General features: G+C 58.1%; 22 protein-coding genes. 9 read left to right on the top strand and 13 right to left on the bottom strand.

Features of this window, described 5'->3' with window-relative positions; translation table 11 throughout:
* Positions 1-38: 38 nt before the first annotated feature.
* Together cueR and B30_RS18155 are read right to left on the bottom strand one after the other, a co-directional pair.
* Positions 39-443, bottom strand: a complete 405-nt coding sequence (cueR, locus tag B30_RS18160) for a Cu(I)-responsive transcriptional regulator (protein ID WP_009573646.1) — start codon at positions 441-443, stop codon at positions 39-41.
* Positions 444-455: 12 nt separating this feature from the next.
* Positions 456-2,960 carry a heavy metal translocating P-type ATPase gene (locus B30_RS18155; RefSeq protein WP_040402909.1) on the bottom strand — a complete coding sequence of 835 codons (2,505 nt, stop codon included), beginning with the start codon at positions 2,958-2,960 and terminating at the stop codon, positions 456-458.
* Positions 2,961-3,134: 174 nt separating this feature from the next.
* Between B30_RS18155 and B30_RS18150 the strand changes: the two genes are divergently transcribed.
* Entirely contained in the window at positions 3,135-3,332 is a 198-nt protein-coding gene (locus tag B30_RS18150) for a heavy-metal-associated domain-containing protein (RefSeq protein WP_009573644.1), read from the top strand.
* Between the two features lie 88 nt (positions 3,333-3,420).
* On the opposite strand, the gene B30_RS18145 is transcribed toward B30_RS18150, so the two are convergent.
* From B30_RS18145 to B30_RS18110, 8 genes are all read right to left on the bottom strand, one after another.
* The gene (locus tag B30_RS18145; RefSeq protein ID WP_009573643.1) at positions 3,421-3,741 is read right to left on the bottom strand and encodes a YnfA family protein; all 321 of its coding nucleotides are present in this window, start codon (positions 3,739-3,741) and stop codon (positions 3,421-3,423) included.
* A gap of 118 nt (positions 3,742-3,859) precedes the next feature.
* A complete protein-coding gene (locus B30_RS18140; protein ID WP_040402930.1) occupies positions 3,860-4,588 on the bottom strand; it encodes a DsbA family protein in 729 nt (242 codons plus the stop codon).
* A 5-nt stretch (positions 4,589-4,593) separates the two neighbouring features.
* Positions 4,594-5,064, bottom strand: coding sequence for a c-type cytochrome (locus tag B30_RS18135; RefSeq protein WP_009573641.1), 471 nt, complete (start codon positions 5,062-5,064; stop codon positions 4,594-4,596).
* The gene (locus tag B30_RS18130) at positions 5,061-6,455 is read right to left on the bottom strand and encodes a multicopper oxidase family protein (RefSeq protein ID WP_009573640.1); all 1,395 of its coding nucleotides are present in this window, start codon (positions 6,453-6,455) and stop codon (positions 5,061-5,063) included. Before B30_RS18130 ends, B30_RS18135 begins: the two co-directional genes overlap by 4 nt.
* Before the next feature lie 56 nt (positions 6,456-6,511).
* Entirely contained in the window at positions 6,512-7,447 is a 936-nt protein-coding gene (locus B30_RS18125) for a c-type cytochrome (RefSeq protein ID WP_009573639.1), read from the bottom strand.
* An 11-nt stretch (positions 7,448-7,458) separates the two neighbouring features.
* Entirely contained in the window at positions 7,459-8,031 is a 573-nt protein-coding gene (locus B30_RS18120; protein WP_009573638.1) for a c-type cytochrome, read from the bottom strand.
* A 426-nt stretch (positions 8,032-8,457) separates the two neighbouring features.
* Positions 8,458-8,922, bottom strand: coding sequence for a c-type cytochrome (locus tag B30_RS18115; RefSeq protein WP_009573637.1), 465 nt, complete (start codon positions 8,920-8,922; stop codon positions 8,458-8,460).
* A 29-nt stretch (positions 8,923-8,951) separates the two neighbouring features.
* Entirely contained in the window at positions 8,952-9,515 is a 564-nt protein-coding gene (locus B30_RS18110; RefSeq protein ID WP_009573636.1) for a L,D-transpeptidase, read from the bottom strand.
* A gap of 163 nt (positions 9,516-9,678) precedes the next feature.
* Here B30_RS18110 and B30_RS18105 point away from each other — a divergent pair, with 163 nt between their 5' ends.
* The 8 genes from B30_RS18105 (at position 9,679) to B30_RS18065 (ending at position 21,001) form a co-directional block, all read left to right on the top strand.
* Entirely contained in the window at positions 9,679-9,975 is a 297-nt protein-coding gene (locus B30_RS18105) for a DUF2933 domain-containing protein (RefSeq protein WP_009573635.1), read from the top strand.
* Positions 9,976-10,226: 251 nt separating this feature from the next.
* Entirely contained in the window at positions 10,227-12,407 is a 2,181-nt protein-coding gene (locus tag B30_RS18100) for a protein-disulfide reductase DsbD family protein (protein WP_009573630.1), read from the top strand.
* A gap of 562 nt (positions 12,408-12,969) precedes the next feature.
* Positions 12,970-14,151: a YncE family protein gene (locus B30_RS18090; protein ID WP_229861855.1), complete on the top strand. Its 1,182-nt coding sequence runs from the start codon at positions 12,970-12,972 to the stop codon at positions 14,149-14,151.
* 33 nt (positions 14,152-14,184) lie between these two features.
* Entirely contained in the window at positions 14,185-15,570 is a 1,386-nt protein-coding gene (locus B30_RS18085; protein ID WP_009573627.1) for an MBL fold metallo-hydrolase, read from the top strand.
* Positions 15,567-17,081, top strand: coding sequence for a thymidine phosphorylase family protein (locus B30_RS18080; RefSeq protein WP_009573626.1), 1,515 nt, complete (start codon positions 15,567-15,569; stop codon positions 17,079-17,081). The genes B30_RS18085 and B30_RS18080 overlap by 4 nt, the downstream gene beginning before the upstream one ends.
* Positions 17,081-17,971 carry a ribose-phosphate diphosphokinase gene (locus B30_RS18075; RefSeq protein ID WP_009573625.1) on the top strand — a complete coding sequence of 297 codons (891 nt, stop codon included), beginning with the start codon at positions 17,081-17,083 and terminating at the stop codon, positions 17,969-17,971. Before B30_RS18080 ends, B30_RS18075 begins: the two co-directional genes overlap by 1 nt.
* 146 nt (positions 17,972-18,117) lie before the next feature.
* On the top strand, positions 18,118-20,397 hold the full coding sequence (locus tag B30_RS18070; protein WP_167668791.1) for a copper-transporting P-type ATPase: 2,280 nt from the start codon (positions 18,118-18,120) through the stop codon (positions 20,395-20,397).
* 121 nt (positions 20,398-20,518) lie between these two features.
* The gene (locus B30_RS18065; protein ID WP_009573623.1) at positions 20,519-21,001 is read left to right on the top strand and encodes a c-type cytochrome; all 483 of its coding nucleotides are present in this window, start codon (positions 20,519-20,521) and stop codon (positions 20,999-21,001) included.
* Between the two features lie 57 nt (positions 21,002-21,058).
* Here the strand turns inward: B30_RS18065 and lgt are convergent, their stop codons facing one another.
* The 3 genes from lgt to B30_RS18050 form a co-directional block, all read right to left on the bottom strand.
* Entirely contained in the window at positions 21,059-21,964 is a 906-nt protein-coding gene (lgt, locus tag B30_RS18060; protein WP_009573622.1) for a prolipoprotein diacylglyceryl transferase, read from the bottom strand.
* A gap of 97 nt (positions 21,965-22,061) precedes the next feature.
* Entirely contained in the window at positions 22,062-23,225 is a 1,164-nt protein-coding gene (gene ccmI / locus B30_RS18055) for a c-type cytochrome biogenesis protein CcmI (protein WP_009573621.1), read from the bottom strand.
* A complete protein-coding gene (locus B30_RS18050; protein WP_009573620.1) occupies positions 23,222-23,692 on the bottom strand; it encodes a cytochrome c-type biogenesis protein in 471 nt (156 codons plus the stop codon). The genes ccmI and B30_RS18050 overlap by 4 nt, the downstream gene beginning before the upstream one ends.

Here is a 23,692-nt window from a genome sequence, read left to right as displayed (position 1 = left end):
TGTCTCGCAGGGCGCGCGATTTCATTCGTCGTCGGAGATCATGAGAAAGTTGCGTCGTCTACGACAGAAAGATCCGCAAGAATTGGACAATCCGGTCGGTGATCGCCAGCACACTGGTGCACGAGAGACGAAAGAGTTTCTTTCATCGACATGAGTTTAGAGATCTTTTCATCAATCTGGCGCAGGTGCACCTCTGCGACGGCCTTTACCTGCGCACTTTCTCGATTGTCATCGTTATAGAGCGCCAAAAGCGTACGGCAGTCTTCGATTGTAAATCCCAAGGCTCGCGCTCGTCCGATGAATGCCAGCTTATGAAAATCGATCTCTCTGAAGCTTCGATACCCGTTTGCAGCGCGCAAAGGTGTTACTAGACCGATATCCTCATAGTAGCGAATGGTCTTGGCCGGCACTCCTGACCGCTCGGCAACATCACCAATGTTCATTTCTGCCTCCTCTCACTCGGCCGGGACGGGGGCGAAGTCCTCCACCCGCCCAGACTCTTGGCGCTCGTCCATCGCCGGTCTTACGCGCCGCAGCCGCAAGGCGTTCGTCAAGACAAAGACCGAGCTAAGTGCCATCGCACCGGCAGCGACGACCGGTGACAGCAGCACGGCGAAACTCGGATAAAGCGCTCCGGCGGCCAAGGGTATCAAAGCCACATTGTAACCAAAGGCCCAACCAAGGTTCTGTTTGATGTTTCGCATGGTGTGTCGCGAGATCTCGAAAGCGTTCACAACGCCGCGAAGATCACCGGACATCAATACGACATCTGCGCTTTCGATCGCCACATCCGTGCCAGTGCCGATGGCGATGCCAACATCCGCGTGGGCGAGCGCGGGTGCATCGTTGATGCCATCGCCAACAAAGGCCAATGTGCCCTGCTGGCGCAGATTTTCCAGTGCCGCCACCTTGCCGTCGGGCAAGACCCCCGCGATCACGTGGTCGATACCAGTCTCTTCGGCAATTGCTTCTGCCGTTTCGCGTTTGTCGCCGGTAATCATTGCCACCTTCAAACCCAGACTGTGCAGTGCGGCAATCGCGGCTCGGCTCGAGGGTTTGACCGGATCGGCGACGCCAATCGCAGCCACCGCCTTGCCATTGATTGCGGCGAAGAGTGCGGTGCGACCTTGCCGTGCGAGCATAGTTTCAGCCTCTGCGAGTTCACCAAGATCGATCCCTTCGCGCTGCATCATTCGGTCAGCTCCGACAACAACCTCGGCCCCGTCAACGATGGCGCGCACGCCATACCCTGTAATCGAAGTAAACGCGCTCGGTTCCGACAGTCTGATGTTTTCCGCCTGCGCGCCGCGCACGATAGCTTCGGCGATCGGGTGTTCTGATCTGGCTTCGACCGATGCGACTGCCGCAAGAACGGTGCAGCGCTCGGCTCCTTCCGCCAGCACAAGGTCGGTCAGCGCGGGACGTCCGGCGGTGACGGTGCCGGTCTTGTCCAGAGCGACAACCTTGACGTCCCCCAATGCTTGCAGAGCATCCCCCTTGCGGAACAACACGCCCATTTCAGCAGCGCGACCGGTCCCGACCATGATCGACGTCGGCGTCGCCAGTCCCATCGCGCAGGGACAAGCAATGATGAGAACTGAGACACCCGCGACCAGCGCATAGGTGAGGGCGGGATCAGGGCCGAATATTAGCCAGACAAGGATCGTCAAGGCGGCGAGGGTCATCACAGCGGGGACGAACCAAAGCGTGATCCGATCCACCAACCCTTGAATGGGGAGCTTGGCGCCCTGCGCATCTTCGACCATGCGGATGATTTGGGACAACGTGGTATCCGCACCAACACGCGTTGCTTTATAGGTCAGACTGCCCGCGCCATTGACCGTACCGCCCGTGACAGGATCACCAGCCGACTTGCCGACCGGCACGGGTTCCCCGGTGATCATGCTTTCATCGACATGGCTTTCGCCGTCCACAACCTCACCGTCCACGGCGAGTCGTTCTCCGGGGCGCACAACAATCAGATCTCCGGTGCGCAAGGCATCGATCTCGACCTCGACCGCATCGCCGTCACGCAAAATACGCGCCGTACGAGCCTGTAGGCCGAGCAGCTTCTCGATTGCAGCCCCTGTTCGCCCTTTCGCTCGCGCTTCGAGCCAGCGCCCGATCAGGATCAGGACCACGATGACCGCGGCGGCCTCGAAGTAGACAGCGCGGACGGCCTCGGGCATCAGCGACGGGAAGAACGTTGCGACAACTGAATAAAGATAAGCTGCGCCTGTGCCGACGGCGACCAGACTGTTCATGTCTGGAGCACCTTTCAGCAAGGCCGGAAACCCTTTCAGATAGAACTGTCGGCCGGGCCCAATGAGCACAGCCGTTGTGAGGATGAACTGGATCAACCAGCTGGCCTGCTGTCCTATGGTATTGTTGATCGCCATATGCACGGCCGGGATCAGGTGCCCGCCCATTTCCATCAGGAAAACCGGCAAAGCGAGTGCTGCGGCCAGTGCCACCCGGCGTGCCAACCCGCGCGCTTCCTCTTCTTTTCGCGAAGTGCGATCCTGTGTTGCCGTGGCCTCGGCCACGCTGGCTGGATATCCGGCTTGCTCGGATGCACGGATGAGGGCCACAGGGTCGGTCATGCCCTCAAGATATGTGATGCGCGCATTTTCCGCCGCAAGATTAACGTTGACCTCCAACACGCCGGGAACCAAGGCAAGTGCCTTGTCGACGCGCCCGACACAAGAAGCACATGACATGGACGCGATGTTCAGCGTCACGGATGCCGTTCGCGCTGGATACCCGAGATCTTTCAGGGCTTGGACCGCATCTTGCAGGTGGGGCGAACCATCCACGCTGAAACGCGCCGTCTCGTTCGCGAGGTTCACCGAGACATCGGATATTCCCCTCAACGCGGCTAGGCCCCGATCCACGCGCCCTACGCATGAGGCGCAAGACATTCCTTCAATCGAGAGCGTCACTTTGGATTGATCTGTCATTTCAGTCTCCTGGAATCCCATTTGACACCCCAAATAGGAGTTCCAGTGACTGGAAGGTCAATACCCAATTTGAACTTTCCTGGCTTCGCTTTAAAAATCTACGGAGACCCTTGACCTTCCCCCCACTGGAAGCCCCATCTGCACTGAACAAGCTGTCACAGAGGAGACATCGACATGAAATTCAACGTTCCCGACATGAGTTGTGGTCATTGCACCAGTACGATCGAAAAGGCGATCAAGGCAGCTGACGCAAATGCGAGCGTATCTTGCGACATTCCGGCCCGCACGGTTTCTGTTGAAGGTGCACTGTCAACAGAACGGCTGACGGCCCTGCTTCGTGAAGCTGGGTACGAAAATACCGTGACTGCCTAATCTATGGGTCATCGCACCCGTCGTGACGGGTGCGATGACCTAGCGATTTCTAGCGACGGATTTGCCTGGTTTTCTGAGGTTCCGCAGATCATGAGCGCGAAGGCAACAGGATGAGAGCACTGCCTAAGAGGCAAAGAAGAATGCCTGCAATGTCCCAGCGGTCCGGTCGGCTCCCCTCCACTAGCCACATCCAGATCATGGACGCCGCTATGTAGACGCCCCCGTAAGCTGCATATGCCCGACCGGCCATTTCGCTTTCTGCGCGCGTCAAAAGCCATGCGAAGAGTGCCAAACTTACCAGACCTGGCCCGACCAAAAGTGGCGAACGATCGAGCCGCAACCATGCCCAGAAAGCAAAACATCCGGCGATCTCGGCAAAGGCAGCAATAAGATACCAAAGGTAAGTCATCTTCTCGCCGCCTCTTTCAGTGGTAGGCCGTGCCTAGGTCTTTTGGTATGTAGGGGCTCCGGCTCATTCGCCTGCATCATTGCTCATCGGGCGTGATGTCAGAACCCACCGCAGAGTGCTAGTTTGCCGACGCCCGCACGTTGTCGACCAGTTCCGTGAGCTTATCGCTCTCCACGAAGCCTGGAACCAGATTGTCGCCGATCACAAATGAAGGCGTGCCACTGAAGCCGAGCGACTGCGTCAACCGCATCGAGGTCGCGATGTGCTCTTCAATTTCGGGGCGCTCCATGTCGGTTTGAAGGCGTTCGATGTCGAGACCAACTTCTTGTGCTATCCTGAGAACGCTTGCCTCTTCCGCCCGGCCGTTCATACCCATTAGGGCCCAGTGGAATGCCTCATACTTGCCTTGCAGCCGCGATGCGAGTGCAGCTTTGGTTGCAAACACTGACCCGTCCCCGAGAATTGGCCATTCGCGATAGACCAGACGCACATCAGGATCGGCCTCCAACAGAGCCTGAACTTCCGGCATAGCGCGTCGACAATATGGGCAGTTGTAATCGAAAAATTCGATAACGGTCACATCCCCATCGGGATTGCCGAGAACCGGTGCATTCGGGTCTTGCTCGAGCAATTGTCGCTGATCGCGCAAGACGGTTGCCTGCGCTTGTGCCTGGGCTTCGGCGTCCTGACGTTGAAGTATTTCGACTGCTTCCATGATGATTTGCGGATTCTCGCGGATAGCCTCATATACAAGTTCCTTGACCCGCGCTTCGTCCAGGTCTGCGGCCTGCACTGCCATTGGAAGTAAGGCAAATGACGATACGAGCATCAAATTTCTGAAAATCATGTCCATTATCCCTCTTGTTCTGCTGCTGTGCGTGCGGCCTGAGCATTGCGCTCTCGCTCTGGCCAGGTCGACTTAATGAAGCCGAGAATGTTCCAAATTTCCTGATCTGTGAGTTTGCCGGCGAAGCCCGGCATGCCACTGTCGAAATCTGAGCCCTGTTGTCGCATCAGTTCCGCCCCCCCGAGCTTGGTGTAGGAGAACAAAATCTGGTCACTATGGTGCCAGGTATGACCGTTGCGATCATGCGGCGGCGCGGGCAGGCGGCCATCTGAACCAGGGCTTCGCCAGTCTGGTTGCCCTTCGAGATTGGCGCCATGGCAGGACGCACAGTTTTCAGAATAGAGAGCTTGCCCCAGTTCGATATTGACGTCGTCAAACGGGGAAGAACCCTGGGAGGCATTGCCGCTGAACCACCAGGTTGCACCTAGCCCAATCAGGCCAATGGATGAAATTACCGCCAGGTAAGCTGATCTCATGCGACCTCCAGCCACGTCATCATGCCGGATGCCGCGTGCGAGAGCATGTGACAGTGAAACAGCCACTTTCCCGGATTGTCGGCAACGAAGGCGATCTCGCGAGTCTCGCCACCGAACATCAGCAAGGTATCCCGCAGGGGACCAACTTCACCGCCCTCCAGCACCTCCCGGAAATGCATCCCGTGCAAATGCATGGCGTGGGGGAAGGATGTATCGTTGTAGATCTCCACTCGCGCTGTTTCACCGCGTGACAGGCTAGCCAGTGGCTTCTCGGTCATGCCCACGGTACCATTGAAAGCCCAGAACTGGTTCGCGTCGACCAGTTGGCGGAACGTTTTTCGCTCACCCTCAAGTATGGCTGCGTCAAGGTTGCCCATTGCCCCGCCTTCCATGTTGAGCCTGATGCGTCTCGCCTGCTCCAGTCCCGGCACATCCATATTAGGGTTCGGTGGCAGAACTTGGGGGACATCCCGCACAGCGGAGGCCAAAGTGCCGGTCACGCGAAACTCGGTTTGGGCAAATCCCTGGCCGTCTTCAAGCCGCACCAGATGAGCACTTTCCCCTTCATCCGCAATGACGTCGACAAACAAATCCGCTCGTTGGCCCGGCCCAAGGATGATCGGTTCGCTGATCTCACTCGGCGTCACCAGTGGCATTCCGTCGAACGCCATCACCCACCCCTTTAGACCTGACAGGCCCAAAACAAAGATCCTGGCATTTGCCGCGTTGATCAACCGAAGCCGCATCCGCTCACCCTGGCTCACGTTGAGCGTAGAATTGAAGCTTCCGTTGGTGGCGACAAAGTTGCCACGTCGGCCTGCATGGCTACGATCATGAACGGCTTCAAAATCTGGGTCGAGTTGTGCGGTCTCCGGGTTGAGGAGCCAATCGTCAAGAATAAGGACTTCATCGCGATCAACATCCGGGGCTATCGGTTCTTCGACGATCAACGCTCCGTAGAGCCCACGAGCGACCTGTTCGACGGAGCGATTATGCGCGTGAAACCAAAAAGTTCCTGCATCTGGAACGGCAAAATCGTAGTCGAAGGTTTCGCCTGTGGGGATGGCATCTTGGGTGAGCCCGGCCACGCCGTCCATCGCATTTGATATCCGCACGCCATGCCAGTGCAGGGACGTCGCCTGCGGCAACTTGTTGACGAGCCGACGTTGAAGACGCGCGCCCTGCCGAACACGGATCACGGGGCCAGGAAACTTTCCGTCATAGCCCCAAATCTCCGTCTTGGGGTAGTCCGGAGGGGCGAGTTGTACGGCGCCACTTTGCGCTGTCATCACCTGAAATTCAGGGGTGGCTGCAGATCCGGCCTTGGGGAAGACGCTCAACGCACTCATTGCCAACCCCGATTGAATGAATGCTCTTCTGGTGTGTGTCATTTCGTTCTCGTTTGTTGTGCGAGCCAGTTTTGGCTCACACATTGTCTCTATTGCAGTCACATGTCTTTATTAGCAGCGGCGCCCTCGCCCTGAGCGACCCGGTCGGCTCGAGGTTCGTCACCATCAAGCAAGTACACGGCCATCGCTTCCAGATCATCGGGGGACAAAAAGCGCGTATTGCCCTGCACGACCTCCACCATGCTGCCGCCGAAAGCGTCGCCTGACGGCGTCACGCCAGTACGCAACGCATAGGCGAGGTTGGAAACGGTCCAGCCGCGTTCTGCCAGAGAGTTCGGCGTGATCGAAGGCGCCTTGCTCCCCCCTGGCAATGCCTCATTTCCAGCAAAAACCGCGTCAAGCAGGCGCCCGCCTCCGATATTGCGTGGCGTGTGGCAAGCACCGCAATGTGCTGCACCTCGAACCAGCTCGCGACCGCGGTTCCATTGTGCGTTTTTCTCGTCAATGGGTTCCGTGGGTGGATCGTAGAGATAGGCCGCCCGCCATAGCTTCAGGCCCCATCTCTGATCGAAAGGAAACTTGACATCATGCTCAAGCGCTGCCTCGGCGACTGGTGGCACGGTCTGGAAAGCTGCCCAAAGGTCGGCAATGTCCTGATCCGTGAAATCCGCATAGAACGGATAGGAAAAAGCGGGATAATACGGCTCTCCGCTAGGACTAATGCCCTGGCGAACCGCCTTGGCGAACTGCTCAACCGTCCACCCCCCGATGCCGTTCTCTTTGTCTGTCGTCAGATTGGGCGGAAAAAACGTGCCAAAATCTGTCGCCAGCCCCGCGCCGCCTGCGAGTGCGGCGCCGCCAGCCTCTGAATTGGTGTGGCATGAAATGCACCCGGATACGCGAGCCAAATAGGCGCCGCGCTGGACATCACCCGTTTGCGTGATCGACGCGGGCACCTTGCCAATCGGCCAGATCACAAGGCCGCCGACCACAAGGGCGCAAAGCGCCCCTGCAGCAAAGACCAGTTTTTTCATCCGGCACATCTTTACTTCGCCTCGTAGCGGAATTTCGCGTGACATGCCGAACATGTCTGGGTCACCATGTTGAATGCCCCATCTGCGGGCATCGAGGCATAGTCCATCATCGGGCTTCCTGACGAAGTTCCCATCATGGACGAAGCTCCCATCATGCTTCCGGGGGATTGCGTGCCCATCATGGAGCCTGCATCCATTCCCGCACCTGACGCCATAAGCCCGTTGTCGGCGGCCTCGGCAAGACCTTCGCTAACCACCTTGAGCTGCTCTGCGAGCGCACTGAATTCTTCCCAATCCGACCAGATCTCGGACTTTGCTTCGGACGGTTTCCCAGCAGACCCTTCGGGAAACAATTCGGTCATGCCTTCGCTATGTTCGACAAAGACGCGTGCTCCCGTACGAACAGCTTCAGCATCATAGGTGATTTCACCACGCATCATCGGAGCCAGTTCTTTGACCGATTGCCCCATGGCCATCATGCCGTCCATGCGTTCTTTGACGACACCTTCCGCGCCACCATGTGCAAATGCAGCTGCGGCCATTGTCGTTCCAGCCAAGAGGCCGATCATCAGTTTGCTTTTCATCGTTCCGTATCCTGTATTTCCATGCTTGATAGATTTAATTTGATGAGGCGTGGTTGCCCCTAGGTCAGGATAGGTGTTTGGGAGGCGGGGTGTCCCTTAGGACATTCCGGTTAGAAAAGCTCTGATCTGGATGTTCGCGAGGCAATTGCGACAAGTTGGTCGAAGCTCTCGGAGCTGATAAAATGACAATTACCATATTTTTCGAGCAGTCCGGCCCCGGATCGCAATGCCCGGGGAGAAGATTATCTGCATCTTCCTCATGAGAGGTCTGATGTTTTTGCGCACTTCGTTCGGAAACTTTGGCAGCGACCGTTTCATGGCCAATTGCATCGAGAGATCCCGCCGGGAGGACGACAAATAACGCGATCGAGACCAACAGGAGAATCTGGATCGCGCTACGGAATATGTTCAGCCTGGCGACCAAAGTCAGTTGATCCCGTTCGCGCGCTGCAGTTCGCGCACGTATCCCGCAATCATCTTCACATCACCTTGGGTGAGGCCTTCAACGGGAGGCATATTGCCAAAATTCCAGTGATGAGATTGGACGCCGTTTTGCGCCGCATTCAGGAACGCGGCATCCGAATGGTGGTTCGGCTCGTAGATTTTGTGAACAAGCGGAGGAGCGACCCCATTCTGGCCTGCGGCATTTTCACCATGACAGCTGGCGCATTTTGCCTCGAACGCGCGTTGCCCCATTTGGGCTTGCGGAGAGAATTCAGCTGGAAGGAGTACATTGGCAATGGGCGCGCCCTGAGGTATGCCGCTCGTGTCCGGCGGAACCATTGAGTGTCCTTGAGCGGTCTGCGCCGGGGCCGGCTGCAACGCCTGCCAACCGACCGCTCCAAGGCCGAGCACGAAGAACCCGCCAACGAACCATCCCCAGAAATTCATAGTGTTTTACTCTCCTGCATGTGATCCGTTCAGATCAACTTAACCTGCGTCCCGACCGGCGTGCGGTCGAAGACCTCTTCTATATGTTCGTTGTAAAGGCCGATGCAGCCGTTTGATGATCTACGCCCGATTTTCCGCGTGTCTTGAGTTCCGTGGATCCTGTAGTATTGCCACGACAGATAGAGCGCACGCGTTCCCAAAGGATTGGAGGGATCTCCTCCAGGCACATAGGCTGGCCATTCCGGGTTGCGTTCACGCATTGAAGGGGTCGGCGCCCAACCTGGATTTTCCCGTTTCTCGACAACTTCTGTATACCCGCGCTTCGTCAATTCATCAGTCAAGGGAACAGAGGTCGGGTAAATCCGCATCTCTTCATCTTCTGTCCAGTGTTGGAGCACCTTTGTGACAGTATCCGAAATGATGATGCCCTTCCCGAGACGGTCAAAGTGATCACGCCAATTGTGGAGAACGAACGACGAGATATTGCGTCTTACCACACCAGCCTCTTCCGCCCGGAGAGTGTGGGGGGTCATCAAGAATGCGCCTGAAATTGCAATCAGGCTCCGCCTGTTCAAACTCGGTCTCTCTGCCATTTGTTCGTCCTTGGTTACTCAATTGGACGAGACAGGCATTGCTCAGATGGGGCTGAATCTCAACCGCAACAGGCCGCAAGATTTGTATCGAAGTGTATCCTTGACCTTCCAGCGGGAGATCAAGCTAAACAGGATACGTTGACCAAAATCAGAGGTGGATTCCATGCAAGAGGATAGCGAGTCAGGTGGCAATCGCCACGGAAAGTTGATGCACTGGGGCATGATGGCTTGCTGTGCTGTCATGCTTCTACCCATCGCAGCTTTCCTGATTGGCGGAGGCACCGTCGCAGGCCTTTGGGCAAACGCTACCGTCTTTGCGCCTCTGGTGCTCTGCGTTGGCGCCCATTTTGTGATGCACAAGATGATGGGGCGTTCATGCCATGGAAGCGACAAGCACAAGAAGACCGCCCCCCAGCCAGTGCTGATTGAAGATATGACCGACAGCGCCGTCCGGCGGTAAGTCGAAATGAGAACAAGAGCGCGGCTGGCGACTGTCTTCTTGGGAGCGATTTTCGTGAGCGCTTGTTCCGGCGGACCAGTCCTGTGCCCGACAAACCCGCCGCCAACTTTGTCGACAAAGTCACCAGAGCTGGAGCTGCCCAATGGATGTCGTCTGGCAGGGCCTATCTCCAACGGTGTGGGCCAGTTGGATTGTGTAAACGGCCGATCAGGCTTTGTTGCCACTCAAGTTCAAAGCCTGGAGATAGTGCGATGACCATCTGGCGCTCGCCAATCCGTCTTGCTTTCTGCGGTACCCTCGCTGCCGCAATGTTCTGGCTCTTGATCCCCTTTGCTGCAACGGCCGAGGTATCAGTCGCCCACAAGGTCACTGCGGTGGAAGCGCGGCTGATCTCCGCCGAGGATGCCGTTTCCGCCGAAGCTCAAACGCTCTCCGCCGGTCTGGATCTGAACCTTGCTGACGGATGGAAAACCTATTGGCGTTCGCCTGGCGAGGTTGGCATTCCGCCACAGATCGACTGGAGCGGGTCGACGAATGTCGCGGGCGTTGATTTCCTATGGCCTGCGCCCGAGCGGTTCACTGCCTTTGGCATCGAAAACTTCGGCTATCATGATGAGGTTGTCTTTCCACTTCAGATCACCCTGAAGGATCCTGGGGAACCTGTCGAACTCAGAGCAAACGTCAAGCTCTTGACCTGCTCAGCAGTTTGTGTCCCCCAGGATTTTGACTTGGCACTTTCGTTGCCTCAGGGGAACTCAATCGATCAAGTCTCGGCTAATCGTATCGGGGCATTTCTCGCACGCGTTCCGGCGGAAGGAGGAGCGGCAGGCGTGACCGCCGCCACATCCCATATAAACGATGATTTCACCCGCCTAACGATAGAAATAGCTGCCACGACTGCCTTCAAAACCCCGGACGTCTTTCCTGAAATTGGTGATGGCAACACGTTGGGGAAGCCCGACATTCGCCTTGGGGCAAGCGGGCGAACGCTTTGGGCTGAATTCCCAATTCTTGCCTACATGGCAGATACAGACGCGCCGCCACGGGTAACCGTGACGGACGGGCCGGATCACGCCCTCACCGTCACGCCAGATCGGGCAACAACCGCCCCAACTCCCCCTTTCAGTATTGATCGGGTGGTCCCCGGCATTGATCAAGTGATCTGGATCGCCATCATCGCTTTTCTTGGGGGCTTGATCCTGAACGCCATGCCTTGCGTGCTTCCTGTTCTGTCGATCAAGTTATCTTCTGCCCTGAAATCCGAAGGACGCGGCAATGCCCAAGTCAGGGCAGGCTTCTTGGCCGCCGCCGCCGGAGTCATGGTCTTTATGTGGGCACTCGCGGCTGTTCTCTTCGCATTGCAAAAGATTGGCGTTGCCGTCGGTTGGGGGCTCCAGTTCCAGAGCCCAACGTTCCTGGTTCTGATGCTCCTGATCCTTGGTCTGTTCACCGCAAACCTGTTTGGACTGTTCGAATTCTCTTTGCCTGCCGCCCTGACAACGCGGTTGATGAAAGCAGGAGGTACGGCCGGGTATGGAGCGGATTTTGCCACCGGATTTTTCGGGGCGGTCATGGCTACTCCCTGCTCCGCGCCGTTTCTTGGAACAGCTATCGCATTCGCACTTGCGGGGCGGGTGATAGACATCGCTGTCGTTTTCACCTTTCTCGGGTTAGGTCTGGCCAGCCCATATCTGTTGGTGGCCATCGTGCCGAACGTTGTTCGGTTCGTGCCCAAGCCCGGCCGCTGGATGATCGCCTTGAAAGCCGGCCTTGGCATCCTCCTGATGGGTACCGCGGCATGGCTGTTCTATGTCCTGCTCGGCGTTGCTGGATCGCGCGCGGCCCTAACAGTTGCATCTCTCGGTGCGGTTATGCTCTTCATAGCGGCATCGCCCTGGGTGCCAAGATCTCTTCGCTGGCCCTTTGGGCTGGCGCTGGCGGCACTCGCGGTCGCGGCCGCGCCATTCTTGGCAACACCCGCCGCACCCGATGCCCAAGCAGGAAAAATTGCCTGGGTCACATTTGACCGCGGCGATATTGCCCGTCGAGTATCACGCGGAGAGGTCGTTTTTGTCGATGTAACCGCCGATTGGTGTTTGACCTGCAAAGCCAACAAGGCGCTCGTTCTTGAACGCGACCCGGTTCTTTCGGCATTGAACAGCTCTGGTGTCACGCCGATGCTGGCCGACTGGACCCGCCCAGATGACGCGATCACCCGTTTTTTGGAGACCAACAACCGTTACGGCATTCCATTCAACGCGGTTTATGGGCCGTCTGCTCCCGAAGGAATTATCCTATCTGAAATATTGTCGACTCAGGATGTTCTTGCTGCTCTGCACGCGGCGCGTCCGGGGGCCGCTCAAGCAACGCTCATCGAGGACGATGTGAAGGTTTCCAGATTTGGAAACACTTTGGAGCAAAGTGCCGACTGAGTAATTTCGCCTAAGCTGCGCATCAAGGACGCCGAGTCAGGCAGCATTTAACGCCCTGATTTAGATCAACCACACCATCTGGATAGCGTGTTATAATCACCTAGGAAGGACTCAAATCATGCGATCAAGGCCACATATCGATGTCAGAAGAGTGTCGCGTATTCGCGTCAGCTTCGTCCTGATATTGATCGGAGCCTTGTTTTTCGGTCTCATTGCCGATGGTTTGCATGCGCATGAGGGCGAGCCTGCCGGGTTAGAGACGCAGATTGTTCAGGTCACCGACGCAAATTCCTCCGTCCACGTTATTCTGGACGCGGATTGCGGAATTCATCCCGGTTGCGCCGCTGCTCTGATCCCTAACGGGCTTGTCAGCGCAGTAGTTTCGAACCGTAGCACGCGAATGGTAATGTCGTGGCGGCAATCGGCGTCTTTCGCCGATGACGAATTCATACACGTCCCCATTCTCTTCTGAGCATTCCAGTCAGCGAGGTAGCGAAGCGCCTCCCTTTCGGCTTTTACGCCAATCGTGACGCTTAGGTTTTTCGACAGGCTCGTAGTCTGGATGTCCGGATTCTACCTGACCGCGCTCCTCACTTCATTCGCTCCTATCAACCGTGGATCCGCCGGTTTTCTGCCCTCGCCACGGCCACCGCATGATCTCGACCAGATAAAGGTTCCAAAAATGAACATGTCGTCCCGCATCGCCTATACGCTCGCCACTTTGTTCGTGTCAGCACCAGCTTTGGCCGCTCCGCCTACGGTCTTCATTCCAGAGGGCAGCGCCAATTCAGTCCTGATGGTTCAGGCGGAGACTGGAAAAGTCCTGCGTCGGATCAATGATGTCGAGGCGGTCCACGGTCTCGCAGGCGCACCCGGCGTGCCGTATCTGGTCGCCGGCAGCTATTCGGAGATCCCGCGCGAGGATGTCGCGTCGCTAGAAAAGCCCTCCACCGTGTCTGCAGACGATCACGCCGCGCACCACGCACCAAAGGCCGCGCCAATGGGGCCACCGGATGCCGGGATCAGTCTTCTCTCGATTCTGGACGCAAAAAGTGGCGATATCCTCCGCCGGATAGAGGTGCCGGGTGCCGTACATCATACGGCAGTTTCCCCTGATGGACGCTTTGCCGTTGCGACCCATCCGGCAGGTGACGGAATATCGGTGATTGACTTGGCGACTTTCGGCATGACGGCATTTGTCCCGACTGGATCGATGCCGAACTATGCAGCGTTCGGAACTGATCCAAATCTCGTCTACGTCTCCAACACCGGTAACGGAACGATCAGCGAAGTAGATCTGTCGCGGGGTATCGTTCGTCGCAACTTCATTGCAGGTGACACCCCGGAACATATGGCGGTTTCGCCCGAAACTGATCGACTCTTTGTCGCAGACGCGGACGCAGGTCAGGTTCTGGAACTGTCTTTGAGTACCGGTGAAAAGCTGCGGACCTTCGAAATTGGCGGCGAGATTCATGGACTGGGGCTGTCAAATGATGGGGCAACTTTGTTCGTCGCGGGTAGGGGAGAGGACAAACTCGCCTCAGTTGCACTCGCTACCGGGGAAGTGCGCACAGCCACGCTTGCACCAGAACCCTACCACCTGACGGTAATTCCAGGCTCCGACATCCTTTATGTCTCAAGCCGTGCAGAGCCCGTGGTTTGGCTCATCGATACCAGCTCACTGCAAACGCGTGAAACAGTTTCTGTCGAAGGAGAAGGACATCAGATGGTGGCGCTTCCCTGAAGGGCTGCCGATGGGAATGAAAGGCACAGGATCATGGCACAGGACACTCGCCCAACACTTCGTTTTCTGGGAGCCGCCGGAACAGTAACCGGATCGCGCTATCTGATTGAAACCGGGGATCGCCGCATTCTAGTTGATTGTGGCTTGTTTCAAGGCTTCAAATCGCTGCGGGACCGCAACCGCAAGGCGTTTCCGGTACGCCCCACCACCATTGACACCGTACTTCTGACGCACGCGCATCTCGATCATTCAGGCTATCTGCCTGCGCTGATCCGCGGCGGGTATCGAGGGAAGGTGATGTGTACCGAAGCGACGGAGGAACTCTGCGGCCTGATCCTGCCGGACAGCGGCCATATCCAGGAAGAGGAGGCACGTTTTGCCAAAAGGCACCGATACTCCAAGCACAAGAACCCCAAGCCGCTCTACACGTTGAAAGATGCTCAGGCGGCGCTTGAGCATTTGCACAGAGTTCCCTTCAACAGCACAGTCGATGTTGGTGACGGAATATCCGCAGAGTTCATCCCGGCGGGCCATTTGCTCGGTGCGGCGCAGATCCGTATCAGACTGCCAGGAAGGACAATCCACTTCAGTGGCGACCTCGGCCGACAGAACGACGCACTGATGCGACCACCACAACCGTTCTCAGGTGCGGACGTGTTGGTTTGTGAATCCACCTATGGCAATCGCCATCACGCAGCCATCGACGCGGAGGAAGAGCTTCTGCCAATCCTGAAACGTGTTTTCGGGCGGGGCGGTACGGTTCTCATCCCCTCATTCGCGGTTGGGCGCGCGCAGGGGCTTATGTATCACATTGCACGCCTGCAAAACCGCGGCGAGATCCCATATGTGCCGGTTTATCTCAACTCGCCAATGGCGATCGACGCGACCGAAATCTACCACGGCCATCACGAAGAACATCACGTTGCCTGGGAGGATTGCCTTGCGATGTTCCAGATCGCCAAGCGGGTCACTTCGGTCGAGGAGTCGAAGAAGCTGAACACGCAGCATGGCCCGATGATCATCATTTCGGCGAGCGGCATGTTGACCGGCGGGCGGATCCTGCATCACCTCGCCAGCTTCGGCGGCGACCCGCGCAACGCAATCCTGCTGTCGGGCTTTCAGGCTGGCGGTACCCGCGGGGCGGCACTGGCCGCTGGCGCGGACAGTCTGCGCATGTTCGGTCGAGATTTCCCGATCAGGGCAGAGGTGATCCAGCTCGAAGCCTTTTCCGGACATGCCGATGCCGAAGAGTTGCTGGCCTGGATGCGCGCGTCGGATCGCGCGCCGCGCATGACCTATGTGACTCACGGCGAACCTTCTGCCTCGGACCGGCTGCGCTGGCGGATCGAACATGAACTCGGCTGGCCTGCCCGCGCCCCCGAACACCTCGAAACGATCCGGCTGGACAATCCAAAATGACAGAAATCGACAATACGCTCGCCCTGTCCCGCGCGGGGATCGACACTTACCGGCAACCCGTTGTCTTCATGCGCGAAGACTGCCACGTCTGCCGCGCCGAAGGCTTCGCAGCCCTGACCCGGATCGAGGTCACGCTCGGCGACAGGTCGGTGATTGCCACGCTGAACGTGTTGACCAATGGCGACTGGCTGCCCGACGACACTGCCGCCTTGTCGGAAGAAGCCTGGGCCGCCCTGAAGCCCCAACCGGGGGACCGGGCAAGTTTTACGCACCCGGAGCCACCGGACTCCGTCTCAGCGATCCGCGCCAAGGTCTATGGAGAAACCCTTGAGCAGCAAAGGTTCGACGCAATCATTCGTGACGTCCTCGATCATCGTCTCTCCGATCTCGATCTGGCAGCCTTCATCACCGCCTGCGCGGGCGACCGGCTTTCGATTGCGGAAACCATCGCACTGACCCGATCCATGCAGGCGGCGGGCGAAACGCTGGATTGGGGCGGCGCCGAGATCTACGACAAGCATTGCGTCGGGGGGCTTCCAGGAAACCGCACCACGCCGATCATCGTTTCGATCATCGCGGCGGCGGGGCTGATGATCCCCAAGACCTCTTCTCGCGCGATCACTTCCCCCGCAGGCACGGCCGACACGATGGAGGTCATGGCTCCCGTCTCGCTCGACATCCCCGCGTTGAGACGCGTCGTCGAGGCTGAGGGCGGGTGCATCGTTTGGGGGGGCAACCTCGCTCTCAGCCCTGCGGACGATGTTCTGATCCGGATTGAACGGCCACTCGATTTCGACAGCGACGGACAGCTGGTGGCGAGCGTCTTGTCGAAGAAGGCTGCGGTCGGTGCGAAGCGCGTGCTGATCGATGTGCCCGTCGGACCAACGGCCAAGGTCCGCTCGGCGGAAACCGCCGCTGCGCTGGCAGAGCGGCTCCGCGCCGTTGGCAAGGCCATCGGCCTGACGCTCTCGATCCATCAAAGCGACGGGACTGCACCTGTCGGACGCGGAATTGGACCCGCACTTGAAGCCCAAGATGTCCTTGCCGTGCTACGCCGCAACGAGAACTTCCCTGTCGACCTGCGCGACCGTGCACTCGACATCGCTGGAGCGCTGCTGGACCTTGTCCCCGAGACGGGCGGCGCGGGCGGGCGAAAGGTGGCCGCACAGCTGCTCGACAGCGGCGCTGCCGAGGCGAAGTTCATTGCGATTTGCGATGCACAAGGCGGTTTCACTGAGCCCGGTGAGGCGCGTTATCATGCGGTGATCACCTCCCGCACGGCGGGGCGCCTCATTGCGATTGACAATCGCCGCATCGCGCGCACAGCGAAACTCGCCGGCGCACCGCGGCAGCAGCTCGCAGGGCTGCGCCTTCTGGTCCAGATCGGTGACCATATCGAATTTGGCAAGCCGCTGTTCGAGATCCACGCCGAAACGCTGGGAGAACTGGAATACGCCCGCTCCTATGCCGAGGCGCAATTGGGACTTTGCACAATTGAGGAGGCAAACTGATGACCATTATCGCCCCCTTTCCCGGCATGGAGCCATTGGCGCGCAGAATGGCGGCGACATCCGGTGCCGAAATCCAGCCGGTGGACTTGCACCATTTTCCCGATGGTGAAACCCTCGTGAAGCTCGGCGGCGATCCTGCAGGACGCGAAATCGCCTTCCTCGCCACGTTGCGCGATCCTGATCGGCTGGCGTTGCCTCTGCGTTTCGCAGCTCTGACGGCGCGCGAACTTGGGGCCGCGCGTGTGGGGCTGGTCGCGCCCTATCTTGGCTACATGCGCCAGGACAAGCGGTTTCATCCACGCGAAGCTGTGAGCGCCCCGATCTTCGCGGGATTTCTTGATGAATGTTTCGACTGGGTGATGACCGCTGACCCCCATCTGCATCGCAACCCGAGCCTTTCAGCGCTGTTCCGCATTCCCGCATATCGTGTCGCCACAGCCCCTCTGCTGGCCGACTGGATTGCGGCGAACGTTCCAGAGGCCGTGCTCCTTGGGCCTGACAGCGAAAGCCAGCAATGGGTGGCTGAAGTCGCCAGGCTCGCCGGACGCCCCTACGAAGTGCTGACAAAACATCGCTCCGGGGATCGGCAGGTCGAGATCAGCCTGCCGGGCAGCGCCGTTTTCCGACAGGGGACACCCGTGATCCTCGATGATATCGCCTCGTCCGGACACACGCTGATCCGAACGCTCGAACAACTCGAGCAGGCCGGTGCCCGACCTGCGACTTGCGTAATTATCCACGCGGTTTTCGCACACGGCGCAGAGGAAGCAATCCGCCATGCCGGTGCCGCGCGGATCGTCAGTACCGATACGATTCCACACTCAACGAACGCAGTCTGCGTCGGCGAGCTGTTAGCGACAGAAATGAAAGTTGCTCAATGCGCCACTTGACCTTCCAGTTACTGGAAGAATTAGGTTTGAGGCAATGAGCTAGAAATACGGGAAAGGATCCCCGAATGAACAACCATCACGAACATGCCAACGGATCTGACGATCAAGTTCCTTCTGGCTACGCGGGCACGGTCTTCACTTGCCCGATGCACCCCGAGGTACGCCGCGCCGAACCGGGAGATTGCCCGAAATGCCAGATGCATCTGGTGCCGGAGGGCGAGCCCTCGCAACACCACGCCCATCATCAGCACACGGGCGACGCGGTGGAGCCAAACCACTTGGACTCGGTTCCCAACGACTACACTGGCCCGGTTTATACCTGTCCGATGCACCCTCAGGTGCGCCAGACGCATCCCGGGTCTTGTCCGATCTGCGGTATGGGGCTGGAACTGGAATCGGCCGCCATGGAAGCGGAAGGCCCGAACCCGGAGCTTGTGGATTTCAGCCGTCGTTTCTGGGTGGGGGCCATTTTGACCGTACCGCTCCTTGTGCTGACCATGGGCCCCTATCTTGGCCTGAGCGGGGTGCGCGAGATATTCGGAGAACGCGTCACCCTCTGGGTCGAACTCGCGCTCGGGACACCCGTTGTCTTTTGGTCCGGCTGGCCTTTCCTTGTTCGTGGCTGGAACTCGTTCCGGACAAGGAACCTCAATATGTTCAGTCTCATTGCCATGGGTGTAAGCGCCGCATGGCTGTTCAGCATCATCGCCGTCCTGGCACCGGGCATATTCCCCGATGGGTTCCGGGATGCCGAAGGGCATGTCGGCGTCTATTTCGAGGCGGCGGCTGTGATCGTCACGCTGGTCCTTGTGGGACAGGTGATGGAGCTGCGCGCTCGCGAAGGCACTGGCAAGGCGATCCGTGCTCTTCTGGATATGGCCGCCAAGACGGCACGTATTATCCGCGACGACGGAAGCGAGGAAGAGGTTCCATTGGAACAGGTCCAGGTCGGCGACCGACTACGTGTGCGACCCGGTGACAAGGTGCCGGTCGATGGTATGGTCGTCGAAGGCAGGTCCTCAGTTGACGAAAGCATGATCACGGGCGAGCCGGTACCGGTAGAAAAGGTCGGAGGAGACCCTGTAACGGGCGCCACGATCAACGGAACCGGCAGCCTGATCATGGAGGCGACGCGCGTCGGCGCCGACACGATGCTGAGCCAAATCGTCGAGATGGTGGCCAATGCGCAGCGGTCTCGCGCGCCGATCCAGAAATACGCCGACAAGGTCTCCGGATATTTCGTGCCTGCAGTTATTGGCATCGCCGTGCTGGCCTTCATTGGCTGGGCCATTTGGGGCCCGGTCCCGGCCCTTTCCTATGCTCTTATTGCGGCCGTTGCCGTTCTCATCATCGCTTGTCCCTGTGCCCTCGGCCTTGCGACACCGATGTCTATCATGACGGCGACGGGGCGCGGCGCGCAGGCGGGTGTCCTGATCAGGAATGCAGAGGCACTGGAACGGTTCGAGAAGGTCGATACCCTGATCGTCGACAAGACCGGCACGCTGACGGAAGGCAAGCCGAAACTTGTCGGCGTCTACCCTGAACCGGGTCACGATGAGGTAGAAGTGCTTCGGCTTGCCGCATCGCTGGAACGCGGCTCCGAGCATCCTCTCGCGGAAGCCATCGTACGCGGTGCTGAAGAGCGTGGCGTCGACCTGGCAAAAGCCGACGCCTTCGAGGCGGTCACCGGCAAGGGCGTCAAAGGCACGGTGGACGGGCGGGTAGTGGCGCTCGGCAACGTGAAACTCCTGACTGACCTCGGACTTGATGCAGCAGAGCTTCGGGACAAGGCGGATGCCCGTCGGGATAATGGCGAAACGGTTATGTTTGTCGTCGTCGAGAATGACGTTGCCGGTCTTGTCAGCGTCGCAGACCCGGTAAAGGCGACCACACCGGCCGCCCTGAAGGAACTGCACGCACTTGGGTTCCGTATTATCATGGCGACGGGAGACAATGAGCGTACCGCTAGGGCCGTCGCGTCCAGTCTAGGCATCGACGAGATCCGCGCCGATGTGATGCCGGAAGACAAAGCGAAGATCATCAAGGAACTTCAGGCCAAGGGGCACAAGGTTGCCATGGCCGGCGACGGTGTCAACGATGCACCTGCCCTGGCTCAGGCCGATGTCGGGATTGCCATGGGCACCGGCGCCGATGTGGCCATTGAGAGCGCAGGGTTCACGCTCGTCAAAGGGAACCTCGACGGTATCGTGCGTGCGCGCAAACTCGCCCGCGCGACCATGCGGAACATACGCCAGAACCTGTTCTTTGCTCTGATCTACAACACTGCGGGCGTGCCCGTCGCTGCGGGGATCTTGTTCCCATTCCTCGGGATCTTGATCAGTCCGATGTTTGCGGCCTTTGCCATGAGCGCTTCCTCAATCTCGGTCGTCCTAAACTCCCTTCGGCTACGGCGCGCGCAGATTTGAGGGGAAACAAGAACGATCGCGAGGTCCATCAGACCGTTCAATAAACAGTATTGGGTACAATCCATCGCCGGAGAAGGGGCAACAGCGTTCAGACAATCACCTGCAAACCAAGGAGACCAAAATGACCTACATTTCCAGACAGATGATCTTAGCCATTGCTGTGGTGTGGGCGCTGCCAGTCGGCGCCCAAGACAGCGGGCATATGACAGATAATGGGGCGATGAGTCAGATGATGAGCTCCGGACTGTTCCTGCCAAACATGGATGCAGCCAAGGGGCGTGCGCTGTTCGCCTCGAAAGGCTGTGTCGTTTGTCATTCTATCAACGGGGTCGGAGGCGAGGATGCCCCCGCCCTTGATGCAGCGTATATGGACCTGCCAATGAACCCGTTTGAATTTGCCGCCCGAATGTGGCGCGGCGCGCCGGCGATGGTCGCTGCCCAAGAGGATGAGCTCGGCGGGCAAATTGAATTCACAGGTCAGGAGCTTGCCGATATCATCGCGTTCGTTCACGATTCCGAAGAACAGAAGGCATTCTCTGCCGGCGACATCCCCGAAAAGATTGAAGAAATGATGCACCAAATGGGTGAGGAGGATCACGACTGAAGCGTCAGGGGATATCGCAGTAGAATAAGGCAATGCGTCGAAAGTTTCATTTGCGCCCTAAGATGCCGATCCTATGGCGGACCGCTTCTGCGCCAGCCAAAGTAATCCAAATCCCGCGGCTAACATCGGCAAGGAAAGGAATTGCCCCATCGTAAGCCCCCAGTCACCAAACTGCACAACATACCCAATCGGATTGTTCACGTCTGCGAATTGAGCGTCGGGCTGGCGAAACAACTCTACAAAACTTCTCGCAAAACCATATCCGGCCAGGAAGAGCCCGCAAATTGCCCCTGGTGTCCTAAGCCATCCGCGCCGCCACGCAAGGAATAGGAGAGCGAAGCCAAGCAACAGGCCTTCCAAAAGGGCTTCGTACAGTTGCGAAGGATGCCGTGCGCAAATGTCGGTTATTCCCGGGCATGATTGCGCTGCGTCACCGGGAAATATGACGGCCCAGGGCATGTCCGATGGGCGGCCCCATAGTTCATTGTTTATGAAATTTGCGATCCGGCCCAAGAACAAGCCCGGAGGCGTTGCCAGAGCGAGAAGGTCAGCCATGCTCAGGAGCGGCATACGCTGACGGATGCCATAAACAAGCGCGGCAATGGTTACGCCAGCAAACCCACCATGAAATGACATTCCCCCTTGCCAGACCTTCAGAATTTCTAACGGATTGGCAAGATAGAACCCGCGCTGATAGAACATCACGAACCCTAACCGCCCGCCAACGATCACCCCGATGATAATCCAGGTCAAAAGATCCTCAATTTGGCGCGGTGTTAGCGGGGCGCCCGATGCAGGCCACAGAGCGGCGCGTTTGACCGTGGCAACACAAATTCTCCAGCCGACGAGAAGGCCGATGATATAGGCCAACGCATACCAGCGGAGAGTCAACGTAAACGTGCCGATCTCAACCGAAAATATATCCGGCCCGATATTTGGGAACGGAAGTGCGGACAAAGGCATGGACATTCTTTCTAGTCATTCGGGTGAGGTCGGATCGTGCACATACGCCGTTCGTGCTCTCTCATGGTTTGTTCATCGCGAGTGAAGCTTCCGCGGGCTATTGGCCCGACTGGAGTTCTTCCAAGGACTGCAAAATGACACTTTGGCGCGGGTCTTCGGAGGAAACGGGCACCAATAGCTCTTTGGCTCGACTGTACGCGTTCAAGGCGAGGTCAGTTTCGCCGAGCACCCTGTAGGCCCTGCCAAGACGCATCCATCCATCGATATCGTCTGGTTCAGCCTCAAGGCGTGTTGCCAAACGTTCCACCATGGATCGGATAAATGCATCTCGATCGACATCATCCATCTGGCTGGCCGCTTCGACATCTGCAGCAGTGGGGCCGGGCGAATTGCCTGACATTACTGGAGCATAATCCGACAAACTGATAGGCGCTCGGCCCAGTGCCGCACCTATCCGGTTTGCTTCCGCGACAAATGTTTCCATCCAGGGTGCGAACCCATCCACTTCGTCCAATCGCGTGAGAAGACGATTGTAGGCCTGCTCATTCGCACCCGCTTGCGCAAGCCCGACAGCATCGTAAAAAGTTCCAGCAGGATTGGTCGGATCGAGCTCAAGTGCTCTTGCAATGGCCCGCTTCGCTTGGGGTGTCACGATCCCCTGTTCGGAAACGATGAGAGCTTCCGCATAGATCGAAAACACAGCAGAATCGGCATTCATGGATTGTGTTGCACGCTCGTAGGCCGATGCGGCATCCGAAGCGCGGCCCAATTTCATGAAGGTCTGTCCAAGGAGCATCCAGCCCTCCAAGGCTCCGCCTTCTGAATCCGCCTGCAACCGCTGCAATAGCTTCTGCGCCAACGCTTCGATTTCACGATTTTGCGCGACCTCTGCCTGGCGATCCTCGAAAGCGATGCTGGATAGGTTTGGCGCTCCAGCAAAACTGTAATACCCCGCCGCGAACAGCGGCACAAAGACCGCAGCAGCCATGAGTATGACCCTGCCGCCGCCGTTGGATTCCCCGGTGTTTTTTACTCTCCCCACGGAGAGAACCCGCCGCTTGATTTCCTGTCGCGCCGCATGCGCCTCTGCGACAGAAAGCAGGCCGCGTTCAGCATCCCGATCGACTTCAGACAACTGGTCCTTCAAAACTGCGAGAGTCCTGTCTTCGGCCGGACCTTGCACCAAGGCAGGCTTCCACGCCGAAGCCGCAACAATACCTGAGGCAGTCAAGGCGAGGACTGCCATTGCAATCCATATCATCGGTGGTCCCCTTCGCTGGATGAAGTGAAAATGCGTGCGACCTCGGCCTCCTCGTCATCGCTCAGGTCTGCGATTTTTTTTCTTTTTCGAGAGCCCATCAGGATGCCGCCACCGATCCCCAGAGCCAAGAGCCCAAGGAGTGGGGGGGTAAACCAGAGAGCGTAGGTCTCGGGTTTAAACGGAGGCTTCAGTAGAACGTAATCGCCGTATCTCGCTTGGATGAAAGCAATTGCATCTTCGTTCGTGTCACCCGCAACCAACCGTTCCCGGACCAAAAGTCGTAGGTCGCGCGCAACGCCGGCGTTCGAGCTGTCAATATCCTGATTTTGGCAAACTACGCAGCGAAGCTGCCTGGAAACCTCCCGTGCCCGAGCCTCGAGGATTGGATCGGAGAGGATTTCGTCGGGCTCAACAGCCTGCGCAGACATTGGCATGATGAGTGCCAACACAAGGAAAAAACGACGCAT

Origin of the sequence: Celeribacter baekdonensis B30, assembly GCF_000299875.1 — a bacterium.
GTDB classification, from domain to species: domain Bacteria; phylum Pseudomonadota; class Alphaproteobacteria; order Rhodobacterales; family Rhodobacteraceae; genus Celeribacter; species Celeribacter baekdonensis_A.
Note: the sequence above shows the minus strand (reverse complement) of the source record. Positions and strands in the feature narration are given on the sequence as shown.

Coding starts and splice junctions, on each gene's coding strand:
- ccmI (WP_009573621.1), bottom strand. CDS start 23,225: ATGATATGGATTGCAATGGCAGTCCTCGCCTTGACTGCCTCAGGTATT.
- B30_RS18070 (WP_167668791.1), top strand. CDS start 18,118: ATGCACCCCGAGGTACGCCGCGCCGAACCGGGAGATTGCCCGAAATGC.
- B30_RS18090 (WP_229861855.1), top strand. CDS start 12,970: ATGTCCGGATTCTACCTGACCGCGCTCCTCACTTCATTCGCTCCTATC.
- B30_RS18120 (WP_009573638.1), bottom strand. CDS start 8,031: ATGAAAAGCAAACTGATGATCGGCCTCTTGGCTGGAACGACAATGGCC.
- B30_RS18050 (WP_009573620.1), bottom strand. CDS start 23,692: ATGCGTCGTTTTTTCCTTGTGTTGGCACTCATCATGCCAATGTCTGCG.
- B30_RS18130 (WP_009573640.1), bottom strand. CDS start 6,455: ATGACACACACCAGAAGAGCATTCATTCAATCGGGGTTGGCAATGAGT.
- B30_RS18065 (WP_009573623.1), top strand. CDS start 20,519: ATGACCTACATTTCCAGACAGATGATCTTAGCCATTGCTGTGGTGTGG.
- B30_RS18085 (WP_009573627.1), top strand. CDS start 14,185: ATGGCACAGGACACTCGCCCAACACTTCGTTTTCTGGGAGCCGCCGGA.
- B30_RS18140 (WP_040402930.1), bottom strand. CDS start 4,588: ATGATTTTCAGAAATTTGATGCTCGTATCGTCATTTGCCTTACTTCCA.
- B30_RS18105 (WP_009573635.1), top strand. CDS start 9,679: ATGCAAGAGGATAGCGAGTCAGGTGGCAATCGCCACGGAAAGTTGATG.
- lgt (WP_009573622.1), bottom strand. CDS start 21,964: ATGCCTTTGTCCGCACTTCCGTTCCCAAATATCGGGCCGGATATATTT.
- B30_RS18080 (WP_009573626.1), top strand. CDS start 15,567: ATGACAGAAATCGACAATACGCTCGCCCTGTCCCGCGCGGGGATCGAC.
- B30_RS18115 (WP_009573637.1), bottom strand. CDS start 8,922: ATGAATTTCTGGGGATGGTTCGTTGGCGGGTTCTTCGTGCTCGGCCTT.
- cueR (WP_009573646.1), bottom strand. CDS start 443: ATGAACATTGGTGATGTTGCCGAGCGGTCAGGAGTGCCGGCCAAGACC.
- B30_RS18150 (WP_009573644.1), top strand. CDS start 3,135: ATGAAATTCAACGTTCCCGACATGAGTTGTGGTCATTGCACCAGTACG.
- B30_RS18145 (WP_009573643.1), bottom strand. CDS start 3,741: ATGACTTACCTTTGGTATCTTATTGCTGCCTTTGCCGAGATCGCCGGA.
- B30_RS18125 (WP_009573639.1), bottom strand. CDS start 7,447: ATGAAAAAACTGGTCTTTGCTGCAGGGGCGCTTTGCGCCCTTGTGGTC.
- B30_RS18110 (WP_009573636.1), bottom strand. CDS start 9,515: ATGGCAGAGAGACCGAGTTTGAACAGGCGGAGCCTGATTGCAATTTCA.
- B30_RS18155 (WP_040402909.1), bottom strand. CDS start 2,960: ATGACAGATCAATCCAAAGTGACGCTCTCGATTGAAGGAATGTCTTGC.
- B30_RS18075 (WP_009573625.1), top strand. CDS start 17,081: ATGACCATTATCGCCCCCTTTCCCGGCATGGAGCCATTGGCGCGCAGA.
- B30_RS18100 (WP_009573630.1), top strand. CDS start 10,227: ATGACCATCTGGCGCTCGCCAATCCGTCTTGCTTTCTGCGGTACCCTC.
- B30_RS18135 (WP_009573641.1), bottom strand. CDS start 5,064: ATGAGATCAGCTTACCTGGCGGTAATTTCATCCATTGGCCTGATTGGG.